Source organism: Holdemania massiliensis AP2 (assembly GCF_000327285.1).
In the GTDB taxonomy this organism is placed as follows: Bacteria; Bacillota_I; Bacilli_A; order Erysipelotrichales; family Erysipelotrichaceae; genus Holdemania; species Holdemania massiliensis.
The window spans coordinates 1-22,728 of the sequence record NZ_HE998567.1 but is presented as its reverse complement, the minus strand read 5'-3'; the positions used below and the strand labels follow the sequence as shown (position 1 = coordinate 22,728).

The 22,728-nt window shown below is 44.6% G+C and carries 22 protein-coding genes and 2 tRNA genes; 8 read left to right on the top strand and 16 right to left on the bottom strand.

Going from position 1 to position 22,728, the window contains the following annotated elements:
* Positions 1-154: 154 nt before the first annotated feature.
* Positions 155-538, bottom strand: a complete 384-nt coding sequence (locus BN162_RS00120) for a hypothetical protein (protein ID WP_020223016.1) — start codon at positions 536-538, stop codon at positions 155-157.
* A 217-nt stretch (positions 539-755) separates the two neighbouring features.
* On the opposite strand from BN162_RS00120, the gene BN162_RS00115 reads away from it, so the two are divergent.
* A complete protein-coding gene (locus BN162_RS00115) occupies positions 756-1,331 on the top strand; it encodes an AAA family ATPase (protein ID WP_020223015.1) in 576 nt (191 codons plus the stop codon).
* Positions 1,332-1,435: 104 nt separating this feature from the next.
* Here the strand turns inward: BN162_RS00115 and BN162_RS00110 are convergent, their stop codons facing one another.
* On the bottom strand, positions 1,436-3,094 hold the full coding sequence (locus tag BN162_RS00110) for a diphosphate--fructose-6-phosphate 1-phosphotransferase (RefSeq protein WP_040451094.1): 1,659 nt from the start codon (positions 3,092-3,094) through the stop codon (positions 1,436-1,438).
* 376 nt (positions 3,095-3,470) lie between these two features.
* Here BN162_RS00110 and BN162_RS00105 point away from each other — a divergent pair.
* The 5 genes from BN162_RS00105 (at position 3,471) to udp (ending at position 6,904) form a co-directional block, all read left to right on the top strand.
* Positions 3,471-3,547: transfer RNA gene (locus tag BN162_RS00105), tRNA-Glu, on the top strand.
* Between the two features lie 5 nt (positions 3,548-3,552).
* Positions 3,553-3,626: transfer RNA gene (locus tag BN162_RS00100), tRNA-Trp, on the top strand.
* A gap of 332 nt (positions 3,627-3,958) precedes the next feature.
* The gene (locus BN162_RS00095) at positions 3,959-4,936 is read left to right on the top strand and encodes a phosphodiester glycosidase family protein (protein WP_020223013.1); all 978 of its coding nucleotides are present in this window, start codon (positions 3,959-3,961) and stop codon (positions 4,934-4,936) included.
* A gap of 11 nt (positions 4,937-4,947) precedes the next feature.
* Positions 4,948-6,024 carry an NTF2-like N-terminal transpeptidase domain-containing protein gene (locus tag BN162_RS00090; protein ID WP_020223012.1) on the top strand — a complete coding sequence of 359 codons (1,077 nt, stop codon included), beginning with the start codon at positions 4,948-4,950 and terminating at the stop codon, positions 6,022-6,024.
* A 100-nt stretch (positions 6,025-6,124) separates the two neighbouring features.
* The gene (gene udp / locus BN162_RS00085; RefSeq protein ID WP_020223011.1) at positions 6,125-6,904 is read left to right on the top strand and encodes a uridine phosphorylase; all 780 of its coding nucleotides are present in this window, start codon (positions 6,125-6,127) and stop codon (positions 6,902-6,904) included.
* Between the two features lie 339 nt (positions 6,905-7,243).
* Here udp and BN162_RS00080 read toward each other — a convergent pair whose 3' ends face one another.
* The 4 genes from BN162_RS00080 to BN162_RS00065 form a co-directional block, all read right to left on the bottom strand.
* Positions 7,244-7,654 carry a VOC family protein gene (locus BN162_RS00080; RefSeq protein WP_020223010.1) on the bottom strand — a complete coding sequence of 137 codons (411 nt, stop codon included), beginning with the start codon at positions 7,652-7,654 and terminating at the stop codon, positions 7,244-7,246.
* Between the two features lie 89 nt (positions 7,655-7,743).
* Positions 7,744-9,243 carry a hypothetical protein gene (locus BN162_RS00075; RefSeq protein ID WP_020223009.1) on the bottom strand — a complete coding sequence of 500 codons (1,500 nt, stop codon included), beginning with the start codon at positions 9,241-9,243 and terminating at the stop codon, positions 7,744-7,746.
* Positions 9,244-9,503: 260 nt separating this feature from the next.
* On the bottom strand, positions 9,504-9,794 hold the full coding sequence (locus tag BN162_RS00070) for a hypothetical protein (RefSeq protein ID WP_020223008.1): 291 nt from the start codon (positions 9,792-9,794) through the stop codon (positions 9,504-9,506).
* A gap of 45 nt (positions 9,795-9,839) precedes the next feature.
* A complete protein-coding gene (locus BN162_RS00065) occupies positions 9,840-10,115 on the bottom strand; it encodes a helix-turn-helix domain-containing protein (RefSeq protein WP_020223007.1) in 276 nt (91 codons plus the stop codon).
* Positions 10,116-10,628: 513 nt separating this feature from the next.
* Between BN162_RS00065 and BN162_RS00060 the strand changes: the two genes are divergently transcribed.
* Positions 10,629-11,876, top strand: coding sequence for a helix-turn-helix domain-containing protein (locus tag BN162_RS00060; protein ID WP_020223006.1), 1,248 nt, complete (start codon positions 10,629-10,631; stop codon positions 11,874-11,876).
* On the top strand, positions 11,866-12,105 hold the full coding sequence (locus tag BN162_RS00055) for a hypothetical protein (protein WP_020223005.1): 240 nt from the start codon (positions 11,866-11,868) through the stop codon (positions 12,103-12,105). The genes BN162_RS00060 and BN162_RS00055 overlap by 11 nt, the downstream gene beginning before the upstream one ends.
* Positions 12,106-12,157: 52 nt before the next feature.
* Here BN162_RS00055 and murQ read toward each other — a convergent pair whose 3' ends face one another.
* The 10 genes from murQ to tsaE all read right to left on the bottom strand — a co-directional run bounded on the left by murQ (position 12,158) and on the right by tsaE (position 22,447).
* Positions 12,158-13,054: an N-acetylmuramic acid 6-phosphate etherase gene (gene murQ / locus BN162_RS00050; protein ID WP_020223004.1), complete on the bottom strand. Its 897-nt coding sequence runs from the start codon at positions 13,052-13,054 to the stop codon at positions 12,158-12,160.
* Between the two features lie 68 nt (positions 13,055-13,122).
* Positions 13,123-14,976: a ribosomal protection-like ABC-F family protein gene (abc-f, locus tag BN162_RS00045; protein WP_020223003.1), complete on the bottom strand. Its 1,854-nt coding sequence runs from the start codon at positions 14,974-14,976 to the stop codon at positions 13,123-13,125.
* A 47-nt stretch (positions 14,977-15,023) separates the two neighbouring features.
* The gene (locus BN162_RS00040) at positions 15,024-16,328 is read right to left on the bottom strand and encodes an N-acetylmuramoyl-L-alanine amidase (protein WP_020223002.1); all 1,305 of its coding nucleotides are present in this window, start codon (positions 16,326-16,328) and stop codon (positions 15,024-15,026) included.
* A 15-nt stretch (positions 16,329-16,343) separates the two neighbouring features.
* Positions 16,344-17,156 carry a LicD family protein gene (locus BN162_RS00035; protein ID WP_020223001.1) on the bottom strand — a complete coding sequence of 271 codons (813 nt, stop codon included), beginning with the start codon at positions 17,154-17,156 and terminating at the stop codon, positions 16,344-16,346.
* A 457-nt stretch (positions 17,157-17,613) separates the two neighbouring features.
* The gene (gene asnS / locus BN162_RS00030) at positions 17,614-18,996 is read right to left on the bottom strand and encodes an asparagine--tRNA ligase (protein WP_020223000.1); all 1,383 of its coding nucleotides are present in this window, start codon (positions 18,994-18,996) and stop codon (positions 17,614-17,616) included.
* Between the two features lie 253 nt (positions 18,997-19,249).
* Positions 19,250-19,870 carry a redox-sensing transcriptional repressor Rex gene (locus BN162_RS00025; protein WP_006060166.1) on the bottom strand — a complete coding sequence of 207 codons (621 nt, stop codon included), beginning with the start codon at positions 19,868-19,870 and terminating at the stop codon, positions 19,250-19,252.
* 54 nt (positions 19,871-19,924) lie between these two features.
* Positions 19,925-20,947 carry a tRNA (adenosine(37)-N6)-threonylcarbamoyltransferase complex transferase subunit TsaD gene (tsaD, locus tag BN162_RS00020; RefSeq protein WP_020222999.1) on the bottom strand — a complete coding sequence of 341 codons (1,023 nt, stop codon included), beginning with the start codon at positions 20,945-20,947 and terminating at the stop codon, positions 19,925-19,927.
* Positions 20,944-21,393 carry a ribosomal protein S18-alanine N-acetyltransferase gene (rimI, locus tag BN162_RS00015; protein ID WP_020222998.1) on the bottom strand — a complete coding sequence of 150 codons (450 nt, stop codon included), beginning with the start codon at positions 21,391-21,393 and terminating at the stop codon, positions 20,944-20,946. The genes tsaD and rimI overlap by 4 nt, the downstream gene beginning before the upstream one ends.
* On the bottom strand, positions 21,390-22,001 hold the full coding sequence (gene tsaB / locus BN162_RS00010) for a tRNA (adenosine(37)-N6)-threonylcarbamoyltransferase complex dimerization subunit type 1 TsaB (RefSeq protein WP_020222997.1): 612 nt from the start codon (positions 21,999-22,001) through the stop codon (positions 21,390-21,392). The genes rimI and tsaB overlap by 4 nt, the downstream gene beginning before the upstream one ends.
* Positions 21,998-22,447, bottom strand: coding sequence for a tRNA (adenosine(37)-N6)-threonylcarbamoyltransferase complex ATPase subunit type 1 TsaE (gene tsaE / locus BN162_RS00005; RefSeq protein WP_020222996.1), 450 nt, complete (start codon positions 22,445-22,447; stop codon positions 21,998-22,000). The genes tsaB and tsaE overlap by 4 nt, the downstream gene beginning before the upstream one ends.
* Positions 22,448-22,728: the final 281 nt, after the last annotated feature.

The window sequence follows — 22,728 nt, the reverse complement described above, 5'->3', positions numbered from 1 at the left end:
GAAATTCCTTTATTTAAAGGCTTTCCGGTGCTTTGATGCTTATTAACTGTCAAACTCGGGATATTATATATCTTTTCTATGTTGAAACCAAGTAAAAAAGTGGCTTTCATCCTATAGGCAAGCCTATGGGTTTTCGCCATTGAATTATAACACCCTAAAGGAGAACACCTCGATAAACGCCGAAACGACAAACCAGCCGCTTGTTCAGAAAGCCCCGAAATAGAAATTCTTCCAAAAATCCGGTCTGTACGAAACTGATGATCAAAATCGGAAAGATTGCCGTACTTCCCATTCTAGCATACAGACTGGCCGAGGGCTGGGTATACTGCGTAAGATACGGCAGATGAGTGATCCCCCAGATCAGGCCGTAGATTCCAATCATGAACGCAGCCTGCCTTGTTTTCTTCGGCCGGATCAAACCAAAATACAGAGTAAACTTTGCCTGTTTACGGCCTTTAAACGACCACCATTCAACGGGAACCAGCCCCAATACCACCCCTGCCAGCAAGCAGCTGCGCAGTACATCCAAAATAAGCATCCTATTCTCCTAATCCGTTTGATTTACCGGTTAATTGCATTAACCCTTTAAGCAGCAAAGTTTACAGCATCCGGCGATCAAGCTTCTATTTATAATCATTCTACCAGGTTCTATCGCTAAAAACGAGAACAACAGGAATTCTTTACTTATGTTATTCTGGCCGCGGCTTTTATGATAGAATAAAAGTCCATAATGCATCATCAGGGAGGGATATAGAATGACACGCGGAATTATTTTATTCGGTTCTTCCGGTTCCGGAAAAACAACCTTAGGCCGAAAACTAGCTCAGGAATTAGGTTATCCTTATTTTGATATCGATGATTATCTTTGGCGCAAAGACACGCCCATTCCTTTTACACGCATGTATTCCCGTCAGGAAAAAGCCGAACGTTTGATGCATGATATTTCTCAATTCGATCATTTTGTCATGGCCGGTTCCATGGACAGCTTCAACGCCCCCTTTGTACCGCTGTTTGACTTAGCCGTTCACGTTGATGCCGACGCTGAGCTTCGCCGTCAGCGGCTGCACCAGCGGGAATGGGAAGCTTTTGGAGAACGGATTCTGCCCGGCGGCGACATGTTTGATTCTCATCAACGTTTTCTGGCGGATTCAGATCGTTATGAAACAGACGGATCTCCCTGCCGCAGCCGGCATCTGGAGTGGGCTGCCAGTCTGCCCTGCCGTGTCCTTTATCTTGACGGCGGCCGACCTGTAGCAGAGAATCTCGCTTTGATCCTGGACGCATATCAGCAGCTTCCTGTCTGCGCTTGTTCAGCTAAAATTAGCAAATAAAAAAATTGCCGGAAAGGAATCGTTATGATCCAATCTGGCAATTTCTTTTTATCAATCCTACGCAAGAGTCACAGTACAACTGATCAAACGTTTATTCTGATGAATTATTCGTGCTCCAGTGCCAACGTCTTCGTTGTGATATCGCAGACTTCCGCTGGTCCGTAATACTGGATTGCGCCCGGATAAACAAAGCTTGTTTCTACCGCCCATTCTTCACGGTGGGCTTCAAAGAATTTGAACGGCTTGCCATCCAGTTCAACAAGCGCCTTTTTAATAACCGGCTTGTCTTCACCATGTCTTCTTTCGATGTTCATCATCTTAGTAATCGGCATGCCGCCAGCTGTCCATTCGCTGGCCGGATTGGACAGGTTGGAGATTTTTGACAGATAACCGTTATAGCCATACTGGATCAGCATGAACGCGTTATAGCCTAATGAATAACAGTAATCTGAATCAAAGTTCGACGGGAATGCACATCTTCCTTCATAACCTAAGAAATGATGCAGGGCGCTGAATTTTCCCTTGTAGGTTCCAGCTTTCTTTCTCTCATCTAATTTATCCTTGACCAAGGCCGAGAATAATTTTTCAGATTCGATCAGTGAAACCTGAACGTTACCGTGCGGATCGCGTTCCAGGAACAGCTGCTGCTGAATGTTTTCCGGAAGAATCGCAAAGACACTCATCGATTCTTTAGTCAGTCCCTTTTCGATGAACGCATACTTCTCACTCCAAGTCGCAAGCGCATTGAATGCATCCGCTTTGCTTCCTGCAAGCAGTTCGTTGATTTCCTGAATTAACGCTGAGAATTCCGGTACAAATTCAACAACGCCTTCCGGAATGATCGCGACACCGAAGTTCATTCCCTTCGCCGCACGCTTTTCAACAGAATCCGCAATGTAATCCGCAATCTGGGAAAGCGACATTTTCTTAGCCGAAACTTCTTCTGAGATCAGGCAGATATTCGGCTGAGTTTCAAGTGCGCATTCCAAAGCAACATGCGAAGCGGAACGGCCCATGACCTTAATGAAATGCCAGTATTTCTTCGCTGAATTCGCATCTCTTTCAATGTTTCCGATAATCTCGCTGTACGTCTTGGTCGCAGTATCAAAGCCGAATGAGCATTCAATATCTTCATTCTTCAAATCGCCGTCAATGGTTTTCGGGCACCCAATCACCTGAACACCGGTATCATGCGCCGCAAAGTATTCCGCCAAAACCGCTGCATTGGTATTGGAATCATCTCCGCCGATGATGACAATGGCCGTAATTCCGTGCTTTTTGCAGACATCCGCAACAATTGCAAACTGTTCATTGGTTTCCAGTTTTGTTCTTCCGGAACCGATGATATCAAAACCGCCGGTATTGCGGAACTGATTGATGTAAGCATCATCGAAAATCAAATAATCATCTTCAATCAAACCGATCGGACCGTTTTTAAAGCCATAAAGAACGTTTTCCGTATTCGCTGCCTTTAAAGCATCATATAAACCGCAGATGACGTTATGTCCGCCAGGTGCCTGACCGCCGGAAAGAATGACGCCGACCACTTGCTTCTTGGCTTCTGCCGTGTTCTCACCCTGTACGAATGTGATTTCCTTTTTGCCGTATGTGTTCGGAAATAAGCGTTTGATTACTTCCTGATCGGCTGCGCTCTGAGTTTCTTCCCCTTCCTGAACTCCGATATTGGCAATACCATGCCGTAACATACCTGGGAGTTTCGGTGAATACTCATATCTAGCAGATTGTAGCGATGAAATTTTCATAATTAATCTCCTTCTCATTTTAGATACACGTAAATTTTAAGATATTTGATCTGAAAAGTAAACCAGTATTAGCGACTTCCAGCAGACAAAAATACCAAAAGAAATAAAGTGTTTAAGAAAAGCAGGAGGAAAGCTGAATTGAAATTTAAAAAAAAGAAATGAAAACCGGCCTTCGCTCAGAACTCATCGACAGAAGAAGGCTGTTCTTAGCAGCCTATTGAATAGGGGCATCCGATTTCCAAACAGATTTATCCGCTGCATTATAGGAAATTCGGTAAGTCATCTCTTGTTCCGATTCTGTTCTGCTTTCTTTTTTTACTTTTTTGTTGAAATCAGAAAAAGTTTATGCTATTATTACAAAGCAATCGAAAAAATTGGCCCGTTGGTGAAGTGGCTTAACACAGCGCCCTTTCACGGCGTCATTCACGAGTTCGAATCTCGTACGGGTCACCAATTTTAGGGGTGTGGTTCAATGGTAGAACAGAGGTCTCCAAAACCTTTGATGGGAGTTCGATTCTCTCCACCCCTGCCACTATAACGTGAAAGCCTTTAACAAAAGGCTTTTTTTGTGCTTTAAAGAATTTATGCAGAATTTATGCAGAAAAATTTTCATCTTTACTGACTTGTTTATTTTTCTTTCCTAACCACTTCTTTCAAGATCATTTCTTTCTTTTTGTTTTTTCAGTATTTTTTAACAGGTACTTCTCAACGCTCTCCTCTTCATTTCTTTTCGTCATGAAGTCTTCATTTATTTCGTCTGCGCACGCATTGTTTTCTGGCGCGGTTGCCGATATAATTATGCTGTGGCTGAACACGAACAAAAGAAAGGAGTCGTATGAAGATCAAACTTCATACATGAAACAAATGACTAAAAAAAGAAAAGCGAAAAAATCCGGGATCTCCGCCGGAGCGCTGAGCGGTATCATCCTGGTCATGGTCTTAGCCGGTGCTGGGATAACCGGAACTTTAGCGCTCAATTCGATCTATCGCGGACCTTACAAAGCGTATACGCAGCATTTGCTGGAAACCATGGAGGAAGGCAGTCTGCAGTATAAAGCCGCTGGGCTGTTCTATTCCCAGGCTGAGCTGGAAGCGATCCGCAATCCGCAGCTGGCAGATGAAGAGGATAAACCAACTGCTTCAGAAAGTGCGGATAAGGACGCCATTGAAATTATTGATCTGAAGGGAACTACTTTTGAAGGTAAACTGATGATCGTTCACGATCCTTCACGCGTCTTCGTTGCCTGCAATCCGAATATGGATTCCGGAGCACCGGGGTATTCCGTTGAAAAGTACATTCAAGATAACAACGCGATTGCTGGAATCAATGCCGGGGGCTTTGAAGATGCCGGCGGCAACGGCAACGGCGGGACAGCTTATGGTATTGTCATTCATGATGGAAAGCTAATCAGCGGCAGACCTAACGAATTTACACCGGTTATCGGCATCAACAATGCCAACCAGTTAGTCGTTGGTGATATGACTGCCCAGCAGGCGCTGGATTATGATATCCGCGATGCGGTTACCTTTGGTCCCGTCTTCATTAAGAACTGGGACGTCGTCTTTGAAACCGGACGGCATCCGGGACTTAATCCGCGCACAGTCATTGGACAGCGTTATGACGGTGCCTTTCTGCTGATGGTTCTGGATGGCCGCCAGCCGAGCAGCTTTGGATCAACCTATCAGGATATCATTGACATCATGCAGCAGTATGATGCTGTTAACGCCGCCAATCTGGACGGCGGTAATTCTACTGTCATGGTTTATGATGGCGAAACACTGAATACCACCGTATCGATTAAAGGCGACCGCCGCGTGCCAACCGCCTTTATCGTGAAATAGGAGAAATTGCTATGAGTAAAAAACAAGGAATTCCAACCGGAACAGCCATGGCCATGATCGGGCTGATCCTGGTGATTGTAATCGGCGCTTCCGCCGGTGTACTCACCTTAGTCAATGCCAAGATGAGCGCTTATGAAAAAACAACGCCTAACGCCGCTTTGGAAGCTTACATGAAGAAAATCGAAAAACAGGATTACTCGGAATTATATGAACAGTTTCAGACACGAACCGGCAGCTTAAGCAGCGAAGCCGACTTCAATGCGACGATGAATACGATCTACGGAAATGTTGACTTCCAGGATCTCAGCTATGTCAAGGATGATAAAACGGCTGAAGGTCATGAAGGTACCTACGGTGTCTATTCTGACGGCAAAAAGGTTTCGACGCTGAATCTGCGCAAAGAGAACGATGCCTGGCAGGTAGAAACGGTCATGCAGAGTTCCGGCAATCTAAGCTATCTGATTGATGCCCCGGCAGCCGCTCAGGTGAAAGTCAATGGCATTGTATTAGGCAGCGATTATGTAAAAGAAACACAGGTTCCAGCCGGCACCTTTGATCGCTATAAGACCAGCTCTGCCGCGCCTTCCGTGACGCGTTATGAAATCAGCGAATTGATGTCGGAGCCGGAAATCTCAGCCGATGGCTACAAAGTAGTTAAAGACGCCTATGAAGAACGTTTCTATGTTGGCAGCGAAGCTACCGGTGAAGTCAAAAACGCAGGTGAGAAGACGATGATTGCCATCGCTGAAGCTGCAGCGCGGTATGCAACCGGCGACGGTGGCTTAGGAACATTAACTGGTTACTTTTTGACCGGCAGCGAATTTGCCACTAAAATCCGTACCATGGACAACCAATGGTATACTAGTCATGCCGGTGTTAAATTTGAAAACGCAGAGGTCATCGATCTGATCCAGATCGATGATGACGACTTAGTTGGCAAAGTGATTTTCGATTATACCGTATTGAGCAATACCTATGGAAACCGTACTTATCACTGTGGTTATCAAATTGTCCTGACGCGCAGCTCGGGCAGCTGGAAAGCCGTTGACCTGGTCGTAAACAACGATCTTAACCCGGCCAACAACTAATCGGATAAAAGACTCAAAAAGCGACAAATGTCGCTTTTTTTGATATCTGAGGTGTGGTACATTATAAGTGATGAAAGCCCTTTACAAAGGAGGAACAAGTATGATTGATTATACAGAAGGCTCAGGCAGACAGTACCACATTGGTGTTGCGAAAGGCGAGGTCGGCCGTTATGTTTTGCTGCCGGGTGATCCGAAACGCTGTGCTAAGATCGCAGCCCACTTCGACAATCCAGTATTAATTGCAGATTCACGCGAGTTTGTTACCTATACCGGCGAACTGGACGGGGTAAAGGTCAGTGTCACCTCAACCGGAATCGGCGGAGCATCGGCTTCGATTGCGATGGAAGAACTGCATGTCTGCGGTGCAGACACCTTCATCCGCGTGGGTACCTGCGGCGGCATGGATCTGGATGTAAAAGGCGGCGATCTGGTGATCGCTACCGGAGCTGTCCGTTTTGAAGGGACAAGCAAAGAATATGCGCCGATTGAATACCCTGCTGTTGCTGATTTTCAGATCGTCAACGCTCTGGCTCACAGTGCAGAAAAGCTCAGCCTGCCTTATCATGTCGGCGTTGTCCAATGCAAGGATGCCTTTTATGGTCAGCACAAACCGGAAGAATTGCCTAACCATGAAGAACTGCTGCGCAAATGGGATGCCTGGGTTCGGATGGGCTGCTTAGCCAGCGAAATGGAATCAGCTGCCTTATTTATTGTCGGCGGTTATCTGCGCTGCCGGGTCGGTTCTGTTTTCTTGACCGTAGCCAATCAGCAGCGGGAGAAAGCCGGTTTAGAAAACATTCAGCATCATGACACCGAAGCGCCTATCCGGGCCGCGATTGAAGCGCTTCGCGAGCTGATCAAAGCTGATCAAAAACGCTAAGTGCAAATAACCTAAAGAATAATCTTTGAGTTCAGACAGAATAAAAAAATCCAGCTAAGAAGCACTCAGCAATGCTTCCGAGACTGGATTTTTTAAATTTTAGACTTTTCTTTCTTTTTCATCCTTTTTCTGCAAAAGCAGCTAGCTGAATGAAATCAAGATGTCTTTGCCTGTACTTGTTAGGACGCTTTATAAAAAACTAGGATCAATAAGTATTTTGTGTGATGTGTATGCACTCAAACAAAATTTACCGCTATTGTATACGTCATTTTTCTAATCCATTTACCCATAACACGACTTAAATCAGCCCGAAAAACTGGGATTTGCAGAGTTTCTAGCCTAGGTTTCACTTGTACTTCCAATTTCAAGCAAATTCCCCTCTGGGTCAGCTACATAAAAATTGCGGATACCGAAAGGATAAGTGATGGGTTCTCCCGTAGGAAACTGCACACCCAACTTTGACAGACGCTCATACTCCAAATCTACTTCAGCAAAATTGGATAGCCAAAGGGCGATTTCAAATGTCTGATTGATACCCTTTGGAGGTACATAGTCTTCTCCTATTGCTTTTACAAATTCTTTCCTGCTATACATAAATAACGATAGTTCTCCACTTGCAGTTTCAAAATCCGCAAAAGGTCCACTACTCCATTGAGTTCGAAAGCCTAGTGTATCTCTATAAAATCGAACCATATTTTCTATGTCACCGACCAGCAGACTCACACCGATACGTACATCTTTTCCGTTCATTATCAATACCTCCTCTCATACAAATTCCGATTTATCGGTTTGCGCTTTTTACCCAAAGACCAATGCTGCCAATCAACTACTATTTCCTATTAAGCGGATTGTTTAAGTGTCAGTATCCGCGTTTTCAGTTCTTCTTTGACTTCCAGCTCAGATGCCTGTTCCAAGACGATCAACAATTCAGGGGCAATTCCCTTAAGTGAGGTCTGCGCTAATTTTACCCAGCTTTCAAGAGTATCCAGTGCATAAGTCCGGCAGCTGATAACCGGACACAGCAAAGCGCAGCGGATAAACTCGACACCTTTACCCGGGTACAGCTTCAGTGACTGCAGTACAGCTGCCAGGGCATGATAATCCTGATAATCCTTACCTAAACCTAGAACATCGGATGGGCCGCTGGCCATCGTATCTAATGGAAAACAGTCTGCATACAGCGCCAGAATCTCGTCACAGGCATTTTCCGACGCCATCAACAGACGAGCTGCCATGCAGTGCTCAACTGGATTCTGCTTCAGCCAGGTCATTGCCTTTTCTTCATACGGAATACTCAGCTTCAATGCTTCCTCGAACCCTTTTCCCTGTTCCATTGCCGCGCTGACGGTCACATAACAAGCTGATGACTTCAAAAGCTCCAAACATTGTTTTTTAATCTCCGGCATTTTAACCTGTTCGCCGTCAATATACTGAGCTATGGCGATCAAATTCTGAACCGTAGCCAAAGACATCGGAAAATGTTCTGTTTGTGATAGATAACCGGCAAATAAAGTTTCACGATCCTCAATTTCAGAAATTCCGGCAACCGGACCTTCTGCCATCAAGCCGTCCATCATCAAAGTGATGCCTGACCAATCTTCCGCCGACAGATCTTCACGCTGAATTTGTTCGATCAAATCACACTTTTTTGCGGCGGTCAGCGCCGAATATGCCGGAGCAACACTGTTCTCACAGCCATGATCCAGCAGCCACTTCTTAATCAGCCGATTCGCCGGATCAATCTGGTTAACGCAGTGAATTCTGCCCCAGCCGTGAACCTTCTGCATCAAATCAAAAATCTCATCATTGCCGCGGGTCCAGCTGCGCATGATGAACAGACAGTACAGCGTAAACTCATTGCATAAGGCAAGCGCCCGAATCACTTTTTTCAGTGCTTCCTGTTTATCGGTATTGAGCAGCTCCATAATTGCCAATCCCAGCTTAACGAGTTCCGGATTGGCCGAAGTCATGATACTGCGGATTGCAAACCCGGATAACTTTCCCGGATCCAGCTGATCATGATTCTCATAGATCCATTTGTGCAGAGCATCAATGACTTCAATGACACTGTGCTGTTCCAAGGCTGCAGCCAGCTGCAGCTTTCCCGTTTCTTCCTGCCCTTGGCTGATGAGCAGCAGCGCCTGACAGACTGGTTCGATATCTACGGTCTTCGGCTGGGTATGATATAATTTAATACCATCCATCGCCCCGTCGGCGAAGATCAGCTTGTTCTGCACCTTTTCTTTCGGCAGCGAAAAATCCTTCGGCAGTGTCCCCTCGGGCGTCAATGCCTCAGCGATCATTTGAAATAAAGCCTTTTCCGGCTGGTTTTCACTCATATATTAATCTCCTTTAAATTCCTATCACAAAGCGGCTGTTCGCACTTCTTCTGTATTATTGTACCATAGTTTACCAGCTCTGTCTTTTGCGTCCGTTACAAACCTGATGAATAATTTGCTTTTATAATCACAGTGAAATTAGCGATAATGCCTATTCTCACCTTAAGTTTATATTTCCGATAAAAAGAAATCTTGCTTTCATTGAATTTAGCAAAGAAAAAGAGAGCATCCGCGATCCTCTCTCTATACAATCTATCCAATTAGCTGCGCTGACGGCTTTTTATGCATTTCACAGATTCAAAAGCACCGGTCGCTGCCCAACCTAAGCACAGACCGCTGATCGCCTTCACCAGCATTCCCTGTCCCACTGAAAAATCAGGGATGATCAATCCTAGCAAGACACCCATGAGAGCCCCGATCAAAGGAATCCAGGTGCTGTTCATTCGCGGCAATAATGTTTTGAGCAATTCTGCACAAACATAAACACAGCCAGCAATTAATATTCCATTACCCAATAATAATTGATGCATCAGTTCCATCATTTCATCCATGTTTCCATCCCTCTTTCAATTCAGCATATGAAAAAATCGAAGGAATTATCCCTCGATCAACCGTTTCTCTTGATCATTTGGAAACAAAGGTGAATTAAAGAATTCAGCCAGCGTAATACCTACTGCATCGCAGATCAGACGGATAGTCTGCAAGGTTACTGTTTTCTCACGCTTTGTCTTCAGCATACTAATCGTTGATTTATTTACACCTGCCATTTCAGCCAGTTTGCTGGTACTTTTGATATTGAACGTATTTTGAATTTCTTTGATTCGCAGATATACAGCGTAATTTAAATCAATAAAATGTTCATTTTCACGCATAGCTAACCTCTTCTATCTTCGTTGATTTTATTATAACGATCGTAATTTTTACATATAAGGCTAGCAATCAACTATTTTGACCGTTTATTAAAATGAACATTTTTGGTATAATGTGGAAAAATGGGTTATTGGAAGTGATAAAATAACTGAAATTGAATAGAAGAAAATTAACTAACAGAGTAAACAAGATTTAAAACGAAGAAATAGAAATTAAAAACTAAGGGCCCTTAGTTAGATCTATTTAGTTTTCTCCAAATGCACTAAGTCCATATGTAGCCATAATTGGTGCTGTAGGTGCAGCAACCATCAATGGTAAAATCAACATCAGACTAACTAAAATCTTTTTCATCTTCTCTGTCCTTTCTTCAGGACAAACGTTTGTCTGTAATAATTATAGAATTGATTACATTTTAGCTCAATCAAAGTCATTCTGAGGATTTACTCTTATTTCGCATTTATTCTTTAGAAATTATAAAGCTTTTTAGCTATATTTATAGGAAAAGAGGGTTTTTTGTGACTTTAATACTGAATAATGCTGTACAAGCTGCACTCATACGAAAAAGAAGAAAAGAATTAGGTTGGAAACAAGAATCGCTAATTAAGAATCTTCCGATTTCATTATCCTACTTTAGTGAAATTGAAAGAGGATACCGCACTATTCCTCAAGATATTCTAGAAACTATCAATTATAAATTACGATTACCTGAGTTAGATAGTGATTGGTATGAAACAAAGAAAACAATATTTAATGATGTGAAACTAAGTATTTATTTTTGTAATCATTCTAAAACTGATCTACTTTACCAAGAGATAACGAAAGATAAAGATCTATTGACAAATTCTTTATTATTTCTTGAATTTGAAATGATAAATTTAATTTATAACGTAACTTACTCAAAGCCTTTAAATACTCAAACACTAAAATTGCTTGAGGAATACTCCAATTGTTTAACTTTAGAAAACAAATATATTTATACATTATATTTAGGTATCTTTCAAAAAAACATTCACAATCCTGATATTGCGATGAAGCATTTTCAAGAGCTTCTAGATCTGCCATATCGTATACGTTATTTTAGTGAAATTTTATATTATCACACTTCAATATGTCTGATCCAAAAAGGACATCTAACCTTAGCCCAATCTCTAAATAAAGATGCCCAAAATCTATTTATATCGGAGCATAATATCCCTCGATTATCTTATACAATGATGCATGAAGCAATCGTTTATACACTAGGTAATCATTTTGAAACAGCAGAGAAAATATATGATCGATTATTAGCAGAAAGTTATAATCTGAATCACCGACTACTAAATACAATATTATGTAATGCTGGAATTAATAGCATTAAAGCTAAACATTATCAAAAAGCCATCAATTATTATAAAAGCCTAAAACCTGGCTGGGAACAAATTCCTGAGATTTTTTATGGAATATCCTTAGCTTTGCTACAAATGGAAGATAATGAAGGGTTAGATCGTTTCATTGAATTTAGTAAAGGTTATCCAAAGAATAAATTTATAGATGATGTCATCACAATTATTGATCTTCAAAGAAAACCTGAATATACTCGTGAATTAGAAGCTAAACTAAAGGCATGTGAAAAATATTTGCAGTGTCAAGGTGACGCTGAAGGAATGATCTTTGTTTACGAACAGCTTATTCAGTATTATGAAACTCGCTCTATCGTAAAACAAGTCAAGTACCTAAAGAAATTAAATGAGCTGAATAAAAGAGGGATGCAGTATGATCAATGATGAAGAATTAAGAATGCAAATGGAAAATGATTTACGAAGACTCAAGGAAAAACTGAAAGAAACCCCTGATGATCCTCTGCCGCTTATGGCTCTGCGAATGAAATATCCGTTTAATTCCAGCAGTGATTCGCTTAAATCCTTGTTGCTTCATGATGATTATGATCTGCAAACTTTATCTTCACTGCTTTTGGCTGAATATCATTCCTGGAATCGCAAGCATCAAAAATAAAGAAAGCTGCAGCCCTGAGGGAATCACCTCAAATGCTGCAGCTTTTTCATGTTTATTTAATCGCCTGACGGACAAATCCTTCGTTGTTTTTCAGCCGTTCTTCCGCTTCTTCCTTAGTGCAGCCTGTCAGAATCATGACAATTGCGACCTTTGGATAGTTGCCGGAAACTTCGTACATCTTCGCCGCTGTTTCATAATCACAGTCAGTAGCCATCATGATGATGCGCTTTGAACGTTCAACCAGTTTCAGGTTCGTAGCTTTAACATCCACCATCAAGTTGCCGTAAACCTTGCCGTAGCCCACCATGGAAGCGGTTGACAACATGTTCAGAATTAATTTCTGGCATGTGCCGGATTTCAAACGGGTCGAGCCGGTTAAAACTTCCGGTCCCGCATCGACTTCAATCGCGACATCCGCATGCTTGCCTACTTCACTGCCTTTGTTGCAAGCAACGGAAACCGCTGTTGCTCCAATGGAACGTGCATAATCCAAACCGCCGATGACATACGGGGTTCTGCCGCTGGCTGCAATTCCGCAGACAACGTCTTTTTCTGTCAGTTTCTGATCGACCAGATCCTGCTTTCCTAATTCAGCATCATCCTCAGCACCTTCTACCGCTGTCAAGAAGGCCCCTGGACCGCCGGCTAATAAACCGACAACCTCATAAGTCGTACCAAAGGTCGGCATGCATTCCGCAGAATCGATAACACCTAAGCGGCCAGAAGTTCCAGCGCCCATGTAAATCAAACGTCCGCCGTTGCGCAGCGCTTTGATGATCGCCTGAACCGCTTTTTCAATTTCCGGAATCGCTTCCCGAACCGCTTCAGGAACCTTGTGATCCTCTTCATTCATGATTTCTAATAATTCGTGGGTAGAAAGCGTATCAAGATTCATCGTTTTCTCGTTACGGCGTTCTGTTGTTAAATGGTTTAATTTTACTTCAGACATGATGTTTTCTCCTTTTTTTCCTCAAGATTATTATAGCGTTTAGACAGGGATTGGACAAGTCCGGATTTCTATCCCTCTAAACATTCTTCCCAGCGCTGCATTAAATGTTCAATCTCATTATGCAGATCATCAATCTGTTCATCCAGTTCGTTCATCTTCTGATAATCATGATAATATTCGGGATCAAAGCGTTTTTCACGCAGACCTTCCAGCTGTTCTTCCTTCTCTGCAATTTGTTTTTCCAACTTGGCTGCCTCACGGGCATTGGGATTGCGCTTGGGCGTCTGACGCTGCACTTCAACATCTTTTTTTGGCGCCTGTTCCTTTTCCTTCTGCTGCTGATCCTCATCAAACTGCTCATAACCAAAGGGATAATAAACCGCATTGCCCTGCATATCAAGATGCAGGATTGCCGTCGCAATTTTTGAAATGAAGTAACGGTCATGCGAAACAAATAAAATTGTTCCGGTATAGCCGTTCAGCGCTTCTTCAAGGGCTTCCTTCCCAACGATATCAAGATGGTTGGTCGGCTCATCCAGCACCAGGAAATTGGCCTGACGCAGCATTAATTTAGCTAAGGACAATCTGACTTTCTCGCCTCCGGAAAGAACATCCACAGTCTTGAAAACATCGTCGCTGGTAAACAGGAACCGTCCCAAGACCGTGCGGATCTGCGTTCGGTCCAAATCTGGATAATCATCCCACAATTCTTCCAATACGGTCTTCCCGGAAGAAAACTGCGCTAACTGCTGATCAAAATAGCCGGTTTCTATTTGATGCCCATACAGGTAATCTCCACCTAAAGCCGGCAGATCCCCAACCAGCGTTTTCATGAATGTACTCTTACCGCAGCCGTTCGGTCCGAGTACCGCAATTCGCTGACCGGATAAAATTTCCAGGGAAATCTCACATAAAGGACGATCATAACCCACCTTAAGATCCTTGATTTCCAGCACTGTTTTTCCGCCTTTTAACCGCGGTACAAAATGGGCGGAAAAACTCTTTGTATCACTTTTCTGAGGCGCATCGATCTTTTCCATGCGCTCCAGTGCTTTGATCTTTGACTGTGCCATCGCGGCTTTGGTCGCCTTGTAGCGGAAGCGCTCAATCAAACCTTCCAGACGCTCAATTTCCTTCTGTTGGCGGTTATACATCTGCTGCTGGCGAATTAAGTCCTGCTGCTTCTGATTTTGAAAGCTTGTGTAGTTGCCGGTGTAATGCTTCATTGAACCATATTCCAGCTCATAGACTTCTTCTGCGATATGATCTAAGAACATCCGGTCATGAGATACCAGCACAACTGCCCGGCTGTACCGCTTCAAATAACCCTCCAGCCATTCAATGGTTTCAAGATCCAAATGGTTTGTCGGTTCGTCCAGCAGCAGAATATCCGGTTTGCTTAAAAGCAGCTTAACAAACGCCAACCGTGTTTTCTGACCACCGGAGAATGTATTGATCGTCCGATCCAGCATTTCTTCCTGAAAGCCGAACTTTGTAAAGACAGTCATCAGCTCTGACTGCCAGGTATATCCGCCTGCCATTTCAAACTGCGTTTCCAGCTGCGCGTACCGATCCAGCACAGCCTCACTGTAATCCGTAGCCATCCGCTCAGTCAACTCATCCAACTGTGTTTTCATCCTCTGCAGCGGATCGAATACTTGTTCAAGATCCGCGCGGACAGTTCGTGTTTCATCCGGAAACGTTGTCTGCGCCAGATAACCGATTTGAATGCCGGAGGTACTGTGAATTTCGCCCTTGTCCAATTCCAGCTCACCGGTCATAATTTTTAAAAGTGTTGACTTCCCACAGCCATTGCGGCCGACCACTGCGATTTTTTCAGTGCCGCGGATCTCAAACTGAATATCTTCAAAGACAGTTTCCGTGCCAAAGGATTTACTTCCGCGGCTGATTTGATAGAGCATGCTTTCACTCCCCTTCTTCAAATTCCATTTCCATCTTTCGGTATTCCTTATTCCTCAGTTGGGATGCGCATTGCTTTGGCTAAGCCCGCCGCTGTGGCTTCCGCAATCGCATCCAGCTCATTCTGCCAAGCCGCTACATCTGCTTCATTGCTTAAAAACAGATACTGTATGGTCAGGGCCTGCATGCCATAACGATTCTCTGCCGCAAAGGCTTGATTCTGACGGGAGGCTTCCGAAAACGTACCAGCTCCCAATATTCTTCCGCCGGATTCCCGGATGATTTTCTGCCCATCATAAGCCATTCCATCTTCCCCGGTACTTGTCCCGCTGGCCGATCCAGTTGCTTCGCGGGCATATGTGAGCGAGGTATTCTCGACAATCGATTTCAGTACCGTCGAAGCCATGCGATTGGAGGAAAAAGACGAATATACGATATCCGTTCCGCGCAGGTTAACGTTGGTTGCGCTTTTCATTTCAATGTTAATGTAATAACGGGCATGCTTGGAATACGCTCGTTCTAAACGGCCGTCCTCGCCATAACTGTTGACGATTTCATCCAGATCCCGGGTTAACTCCACTTTCAGACCTAATTTTTCAAGCTGATCTTTTAATTTTACAGCGATTCGGTAATTTTCTTCATACGCCTGCAGCCCATGACCATGGACGCCTTTGTCCGTATATCCATTGTCCCGATGCATCGCGCCGGGATCAATCATCACATCAATCCAGTCTTCCGGCTGTGTTTCAGTGCTGACTTGGACAAACACATAGTTCTTTGCCAGAAATGGTTCTTCTTCCGGATTGTCAAAAAGATTCTGATCTGCAATCAGCTCAATTTTTTTATTGGTAGTTGTTCGCGTGACCGTATAGAAAGTATCGTGCAGTTTTTCAGCGCTGATCAGTTGTTTTTCTTTCAGATCCTGCATGATAAAAACCTGATAAAAACCTTCATCCAGATCTTCTAACGGAATCTGACCATCCGCGTTTTTTTCCATCATGTAGACAAAGTCCAGCCCGCTGCATACATTGCGCAGAATGACCGTTTTGCCGGCAAACAAATCCTGACCGTTGCGGTCATAGCGTTCATGATATAAATTGAGCGTTTCTCCATAGTAAAGATAGTCGCCTAATGACAGCAGCTGAGATTCATCTGTAATCTGACTTTCAAACAGCTGCCGTGTTTTCTGATTGCTCAGTCCGCAGACCCCATACGTGTCCACTTGTTTTTTCTGCCGTTGATTCATCAGCCACTGACCGCCATAAGCGATCAGACAGCAGGCGATAAAGAGAAGGAGGAATGATTTCCAGCGCAGTTTGGAGCCGCGCGGGACATAGCTTGGTTCCACTGTCATGGTTTCCAATACTCCTTATAACCGAATATCAACGATATGCTTCGGCTTCTGTTCCTCCTCGGGAGGCAAGGTCATATAGCTCGGTGCGATCGCCGTGCATAAGTATTCATGCGGATGATGAGCGATCGGCAGCTGCGTATCCTCAAACGGCACATACTGAACAGGATAGATATCATCATAATCAAAAATAAACGGCTTTAATGGGCTCTTAAACGTCCATGTCAGATCAAATCCGATCTTCTTGCTTCCTTCATTGAGTTTTCCATACATACGCGCATTGGATACAAACCAACGCTTGAGAAATACCGGATTCATGCCGAGGTTATCAAATAAAATGATAAACGGCATAATCAGCTGATTCAGCATCCGCAGCGGCAGATCCATCGTTTTGCTTGCGGAGCAGTAGTCATAGACGAAAACATCAATAAAAATGCCGTCGCATTCCGTACAGCGGTTCGCCAGCAGCGTATTCACTTCTTTCAAATAAGTGCCTGTTTTGCGGATCTTCATCCCCGGAATCAACGGATTATAACGCTTGTCAGTATCGAAGCACTGAAACGTGTATTCCTGCGGCAGATCCTGCTTTAAAGCAACGATAAAACGTTTGTAATCTTCATACAGCATGGCAATATCCGCATCGTCATCCCAGGGAATAAACCCCTGGTGACGAATTGCGCCTAAAGCGCTACCGCCGTTAAGGAAATACGGTATGTTGTATTTCTGACAAATGCCGTCGATCATTTTCAGCATCTCTAAAAGTACCTTATGGACATCGGCAACCGTGATCTCATTGCCGTTTTCATCAGTTTTTAATACATATTTTTTCATATCATCACATCCTACGCTCTATTATAAGAGAATTACAGAACAACCTCAAGTTTTTTTGGTATCCGCCCCAATAAAGCCGCTTTTTCAACCTTCCCGCAAACTATCCCACAAAATTTGAAGCCGCGGAACAAGTCCGCATCTTTTAGCAATAGATTTGTACTCTGGATCGGTTTCTGTCTTTTATTCTTATGTCGCTTCCGTTGTTTTATTCAAAGAGACGGATATCGTTGTATAGAATTTATTCTCATTGGCCTAGTGATAGAGTTTGGCTCATGCTTAAATTAATAAATAGTGAGTTTATCTTTGGACAAGCGATCGCTGAGCGGAGTTTAAACTGACATCCAATGAACTGACCGAAACAGGAGAGTGAACTCCGGTTATCCGGCAGACAAGGATAAAAAAGAGTCAAAAATCATAACTTGAGATGACTTTCAACTCTTTCTGTTTTACGCATGAATTAAAACAACAAGTTTTTCGGTGTTCGGGCAAAGGGAATGACATCGCGAATGTTCTGCATTCCCGTGACATACATGATGAAGCGTTCAAAGCCCAGACCGAATCCGGCGTGCTGACATCCGCCATACCGGCGCAGATCCAGATACCACTGCAGACCTTCCTCATGGACACCCATTTCCTTCATTCGATTCTGCAGGACGTCCAGCCGTTCCTCACGCTGAGAGCCGCCGACCAGCTCACCCACCGCAGGGACTAACAAATCGCAGGCCGCCACGGTTTTTCCATCCGCGTTGATCCGCATGTAGAAGGCTTTGATATCCTTCGGATAGTCGATCAAGAAGACCGGTCCTTTGACTACCTCTTCACATAAATAACGCTCATGCTCTGTATTCAGATCCATTCCCCAAGAAACCGGATTTTCAAATTTCTTCGTCGCTTTTAACAGATGATCGATGGCTTCTGTATACGGCATCCGGACAAACTCGCTGTTCAAAACATGATTAAGCCGATCCAGCAGCGTATTGTCGATAAACTGATTGAAGAATTTCATCTCTTCCGGACAGTTATCCATAACATACTGAATACAGTATTTAATCATATCTTCAATCAAATCCATATCATCTTCCAAATCCGCAAACGCAATTTCCGGTTCTACCATCCAGAATTCCGAAGCATGCGTTGTCGTGTTGGAGTTTTCAGCCCGGAAGGTCGGTCCGAAGGTGTAAACATCGCGGAATGCCATCGCAAACGCCTCTGCCTGCAGCTGTCCGGAAACAGTGAGGTTGGCTTTCTTGCCGAAGAAATCTTCTTCATAATTGCCGTCCTCGCGCGTAGTCACCGTGAAAACCTCACCTGCACCTTCGGCATCATTGCCGGTAATGATCGGTGCGTTCACATAAACAAAGCCCTGATCCTGAAAGAATTCATGAATCGCCATAGCCAGTACGGAACGGACGCGGAATACTGCGTTGAATGTGTTGCTGCGCGGACGCAGATGGCCGATTTCACGCAGGTACTCAAACGAATGACGCTTTTTCTGAAGCGGATAGGAATTGTCGCAGGCCCCTTCTAAAATCACTTCTGTGACCTGCAGCTCAAAAGGCTGCTTGGCCTGCGGCGTTAGCACAACCTTTCCGGTTACGGTTAAAGCCGTGCCTGTCAAATATTTGGATACATCCTGAAAATTGGCCAAATCGGAAGAATAGACCAGCTGAGCGTTGCGGAAATAGGTGCCGTCGTTCAGCTCAATAAAGCCGATCGAGCCGTTGTTGCGGTTAGTTCTGACCCATCCCTGCAGCTGGGCATACTCGATTTGATCGGTTTCCATTGTGCTGCCGGAACAAGCCATCTCATAGAGTTCTCTGACGGTCATGAATGTAAGCATACTTTTCTCCTTTTGTTTTATAAAAAAACGTTCCTCACTTAAGGAACGTCAATCAACGTGGTGCCATCCTCATTCGCTCAAAGGTTAAAAAACACTGAGCCTCAGGGTGCGTTAACGCCGCCGACGGGATCGTCTACTGTCAGTTCTCCGATCCGGCTCCCAGAGTGTTCCGCATTCCCTGACTGAACTCCGGCTTTCACCCTGCCCGGCTCGCTGTGCTTCAGTATGAGGATCGTTCTCTTTTCGCTGCCTTCTACTTTTTCATGTTGTTGGTTTCAAAAACCAGTTCCTGAATCGTTGAAACGACATCAATCGGCTTAACCAGAACGCCCTTAGGAACCTGGAAATGCTCATGTGAGAAATCAACAATACCGGTAATGCCGCATTCGATCAAACGATCTGCAGCATCCTGAACATTGGATGAAACACACAGGATCGCGATCCGGCATCCTTCCGGAATCTTATCCTTCATTTCATCGACGTGGTAAACCGGAATCGGTGTCTTTCCGACAGACTCCGGACGGATGTCAAAGGCACATACAATCTCGCCGACAACATGGTTCCAGCGATTGTAATTCATTAAAGCTTTCCCAAGGTTGCCTGCTCCGACAAGAATAATCTTCTCATCGAATCCCATGCCCAACTGTTCGTTGAATATTTCAATCAGGCGGTCAACGTCATAGCCATAGCCTTGCTTCCCTAACGATCCTAAAAATGAGAAATCTCGGCGGATCGTCGTGGACTCAATAGCCACATATTCCGAAAGCTCCTTGGACATGATCCGGGTTACGCCGGAATTCTTAAGTTTGCGCAAAGCTTTCAGATAGATCGGATAACGCTGCAGTGTAGCCTTAGGGACTGACTTTGTTGGCATACTATCAACCCCTTCTGCATTATTCTAGCACACTTGTTTTAAATTGTGAATGATTTAATGAATTGAACTTGTTTCAATTTCCATGGATGGGTTCGCAGCGATGTCCAGCGAGCCGGTTAAACCGTGTGTATAGGCGGTCCAGCCGGCCGCTCCAATCATCGCAGCATTGTCTGTACAGCACCATAACGGCGGTATCGTCAGATGCACATCCGGGGTTTCCAAAATCATTTCTGAGATTTTTTCACGCAGCCGGGAATTGGCCGCAACTCCGCCGGCCAGAACAACCTGCTTCGGTTTGAATTCCTTCACCGCGGCCATCGTCTTTTTTAATAGAGTATCCAGCGCAGCTTCCTGGAAAGCATAGGACAGGTCTTCTTTATTCAATTCCTCGCCTTTTTTGCCTTCCCGGTCAATCAGCTGCAGCACCGCCGATTTCAGGCCGCTGAATGAAAAATCGAGTGGTTTCTCTGTTTTAGGCTTCGGCAATGTGTAATGCGGATGTCCCTGCTTGGCCATTTTGTCAATCACCGGACCGCCTGGATAACCCGTTCCCATAACCCGGGAAACTTTGTCATAGGCTTCGCCGATCGCATCATCCTGCGTTGTGCCGAGAATTTCAAACGACCATTCCTCTTTCATCCAGACCAGTTCGGTATGCCCGCCGGAGACAACCAGCGCGATCATTGGAAAACGCAGCTCATCCACAAAGCGGTTCGCATAAATATGACCGATAATATGATGCAGCGGGATCAGCGGTTTATCATAATACCAAGCCAGCGTTTTGGCTGCCTGGACACCGACATGCAGCGAACCCACCAGTCCGGGTCCCTGGGTAACCGCAATCGCCAGAATATCATCCATTGTGACTTCTGCCTGTGACAGAGCTTCCTCAATCACGACGGAAATATTTTCAACATGGATTCGTGATGCAACTTCCGGAACAACCCCGCCGTATTTTTTATGGACATTAATCTGCGAAGAAACAATATTGGAACAGATCTTAGAGCCGTCCTCAACCACCGCTGCGGCTGTCTCATCACAGCTGGACTCAATCGCCAGGATTAAATTTCGTTTCATAAACTTCCTCCTATTGGTTTCATCATCAAATAAGCGTCCTCATGGTTGTCCTGATAATAGCCTTTCCGGATATTGATGATTTCAAAACCATATTTTTTATAACATGTCAAAGCTGGAATGTTGCTCACTCGCACTTCAAGTGAAATCACTTCGCAGCCCTGTTCAGCGGCCACCCCCAGCATGTGATCCATCAGCTGCGAGGCCCAATGCTGCCGACGATACGGAAGATCGACGCCAATCGTTGTAATCTGAGCCTGATCAAAGGTCGTCCAGACACCCGCATAGCCTACGATCGTCCCCGTTTCATTCTCAGCGACGAACAGATGCGAATAGGGGTTTTCTTTGAGCTCATACTCATAGCTTTCCCGCGGCCAGGGCGAACTAAACAGGCGCAGCTCCATTTCACAGACAATTTCCAAATCGTCCAGCGTCATTTCCCGAATCATGCTTTTTTTACCAGATAATCGTCAGCCGATTTGAGATATTCCGGCACTAATAAATGGACGTTCTCGACTTTCTGCCATTGTGAGCGAGTCGTCAGGAAGGCCTGCGCAAGGTCCGGGTAACAATCTTCCAACCCTAACAAAGAACAGTCGCCGACCAGTTCCAATCCATCGGCATTGTCAATGCGGCCTTGAATTTCACTGAGTGGAAGCACTTCTTCCTTTCCGCTCAGCCGGCCGTTTTCGATCATTCCAAAATAAGCCCGCTGGCTGCGGGCATCCAGCAGCACAGCTGCCTTTGTCTTACCAGCGCCGATCAGTTCCAGTGTTGGAAGTGCATACAGCGGCAAGTTCGCTGTCGAACACAAGACCTTTGCCACCGTCATCGCGATTCGTACCCCAGTATAGCTGCCAGGACCTTTCGTCACAACAACCTGGTCAATCGCCTTGGGTGTCAGACCACATTCCGCAAGCAGTTCTGTCAGCTGCGGAAAGATCATTTCTGACTGTCGCTTCCAAGAAGACAGACAGCGCTTGCCAATCAGCTCATCCTCTTGAATCAAAGCCAGCACTAAAAACTTACTGCTCGTATCCATACATAATGTAATCATTTTAACGCCTCCATCAATGCCGCGTATTTTTCATTCTCAGTTTCCAAAACAATTCGCCGGCGATCTTCGCCTAAACGATGCAGCGTAATCCGCAGCGGTTCGGTTTGTTCAAGATCTTCCATATATTCCGGCCATTCAATGACGGTCAAACCTTCACCATCAATCATTTCTTCAAAGCCCAGCTCCTGATGCGTGCCCTCCAGACGATAGGCATCAAAATGATACAGCGGCATGCGGCCTTGATAAATCTTTAATATCGTAAAGGTTGGACTGCTGACGGTACGGGTGATTCCCAATCCGCGGGCAATTCCCTGAGTCAGCGTTGTCTTGCCAGCGCCCAGATCTCCGCTCATGGTCCATACCATATTGGGCTCAGATAAACTTCCCATTTTCTCACCGAGATTTTTGGTTTCCTGCGGTGTTTCCGTTATCAATTCAAGCTTCATTTCTTCACATCCTTTCCTCTGTGTCACATGGAAAATATTATAGCACAGATTTAAAGCGGGGGAGAAAGAAAACCATGCAGACATTCAAAACGACATCCATTTTACTTTTTTCATTCTTCATTTCGTTCAATTCCACCTCATTCTCAAAAAAAATGGAGATCCTGAATTCAACATTTTCCTTTTTTCCCTGAACCTGTCCTGGTCACTTTTCATGATGACTTTCGCGATGGAAGAAATAAACGGTACTGATCAAAAACCAAAGCTACAGTGAATCAGGAAAC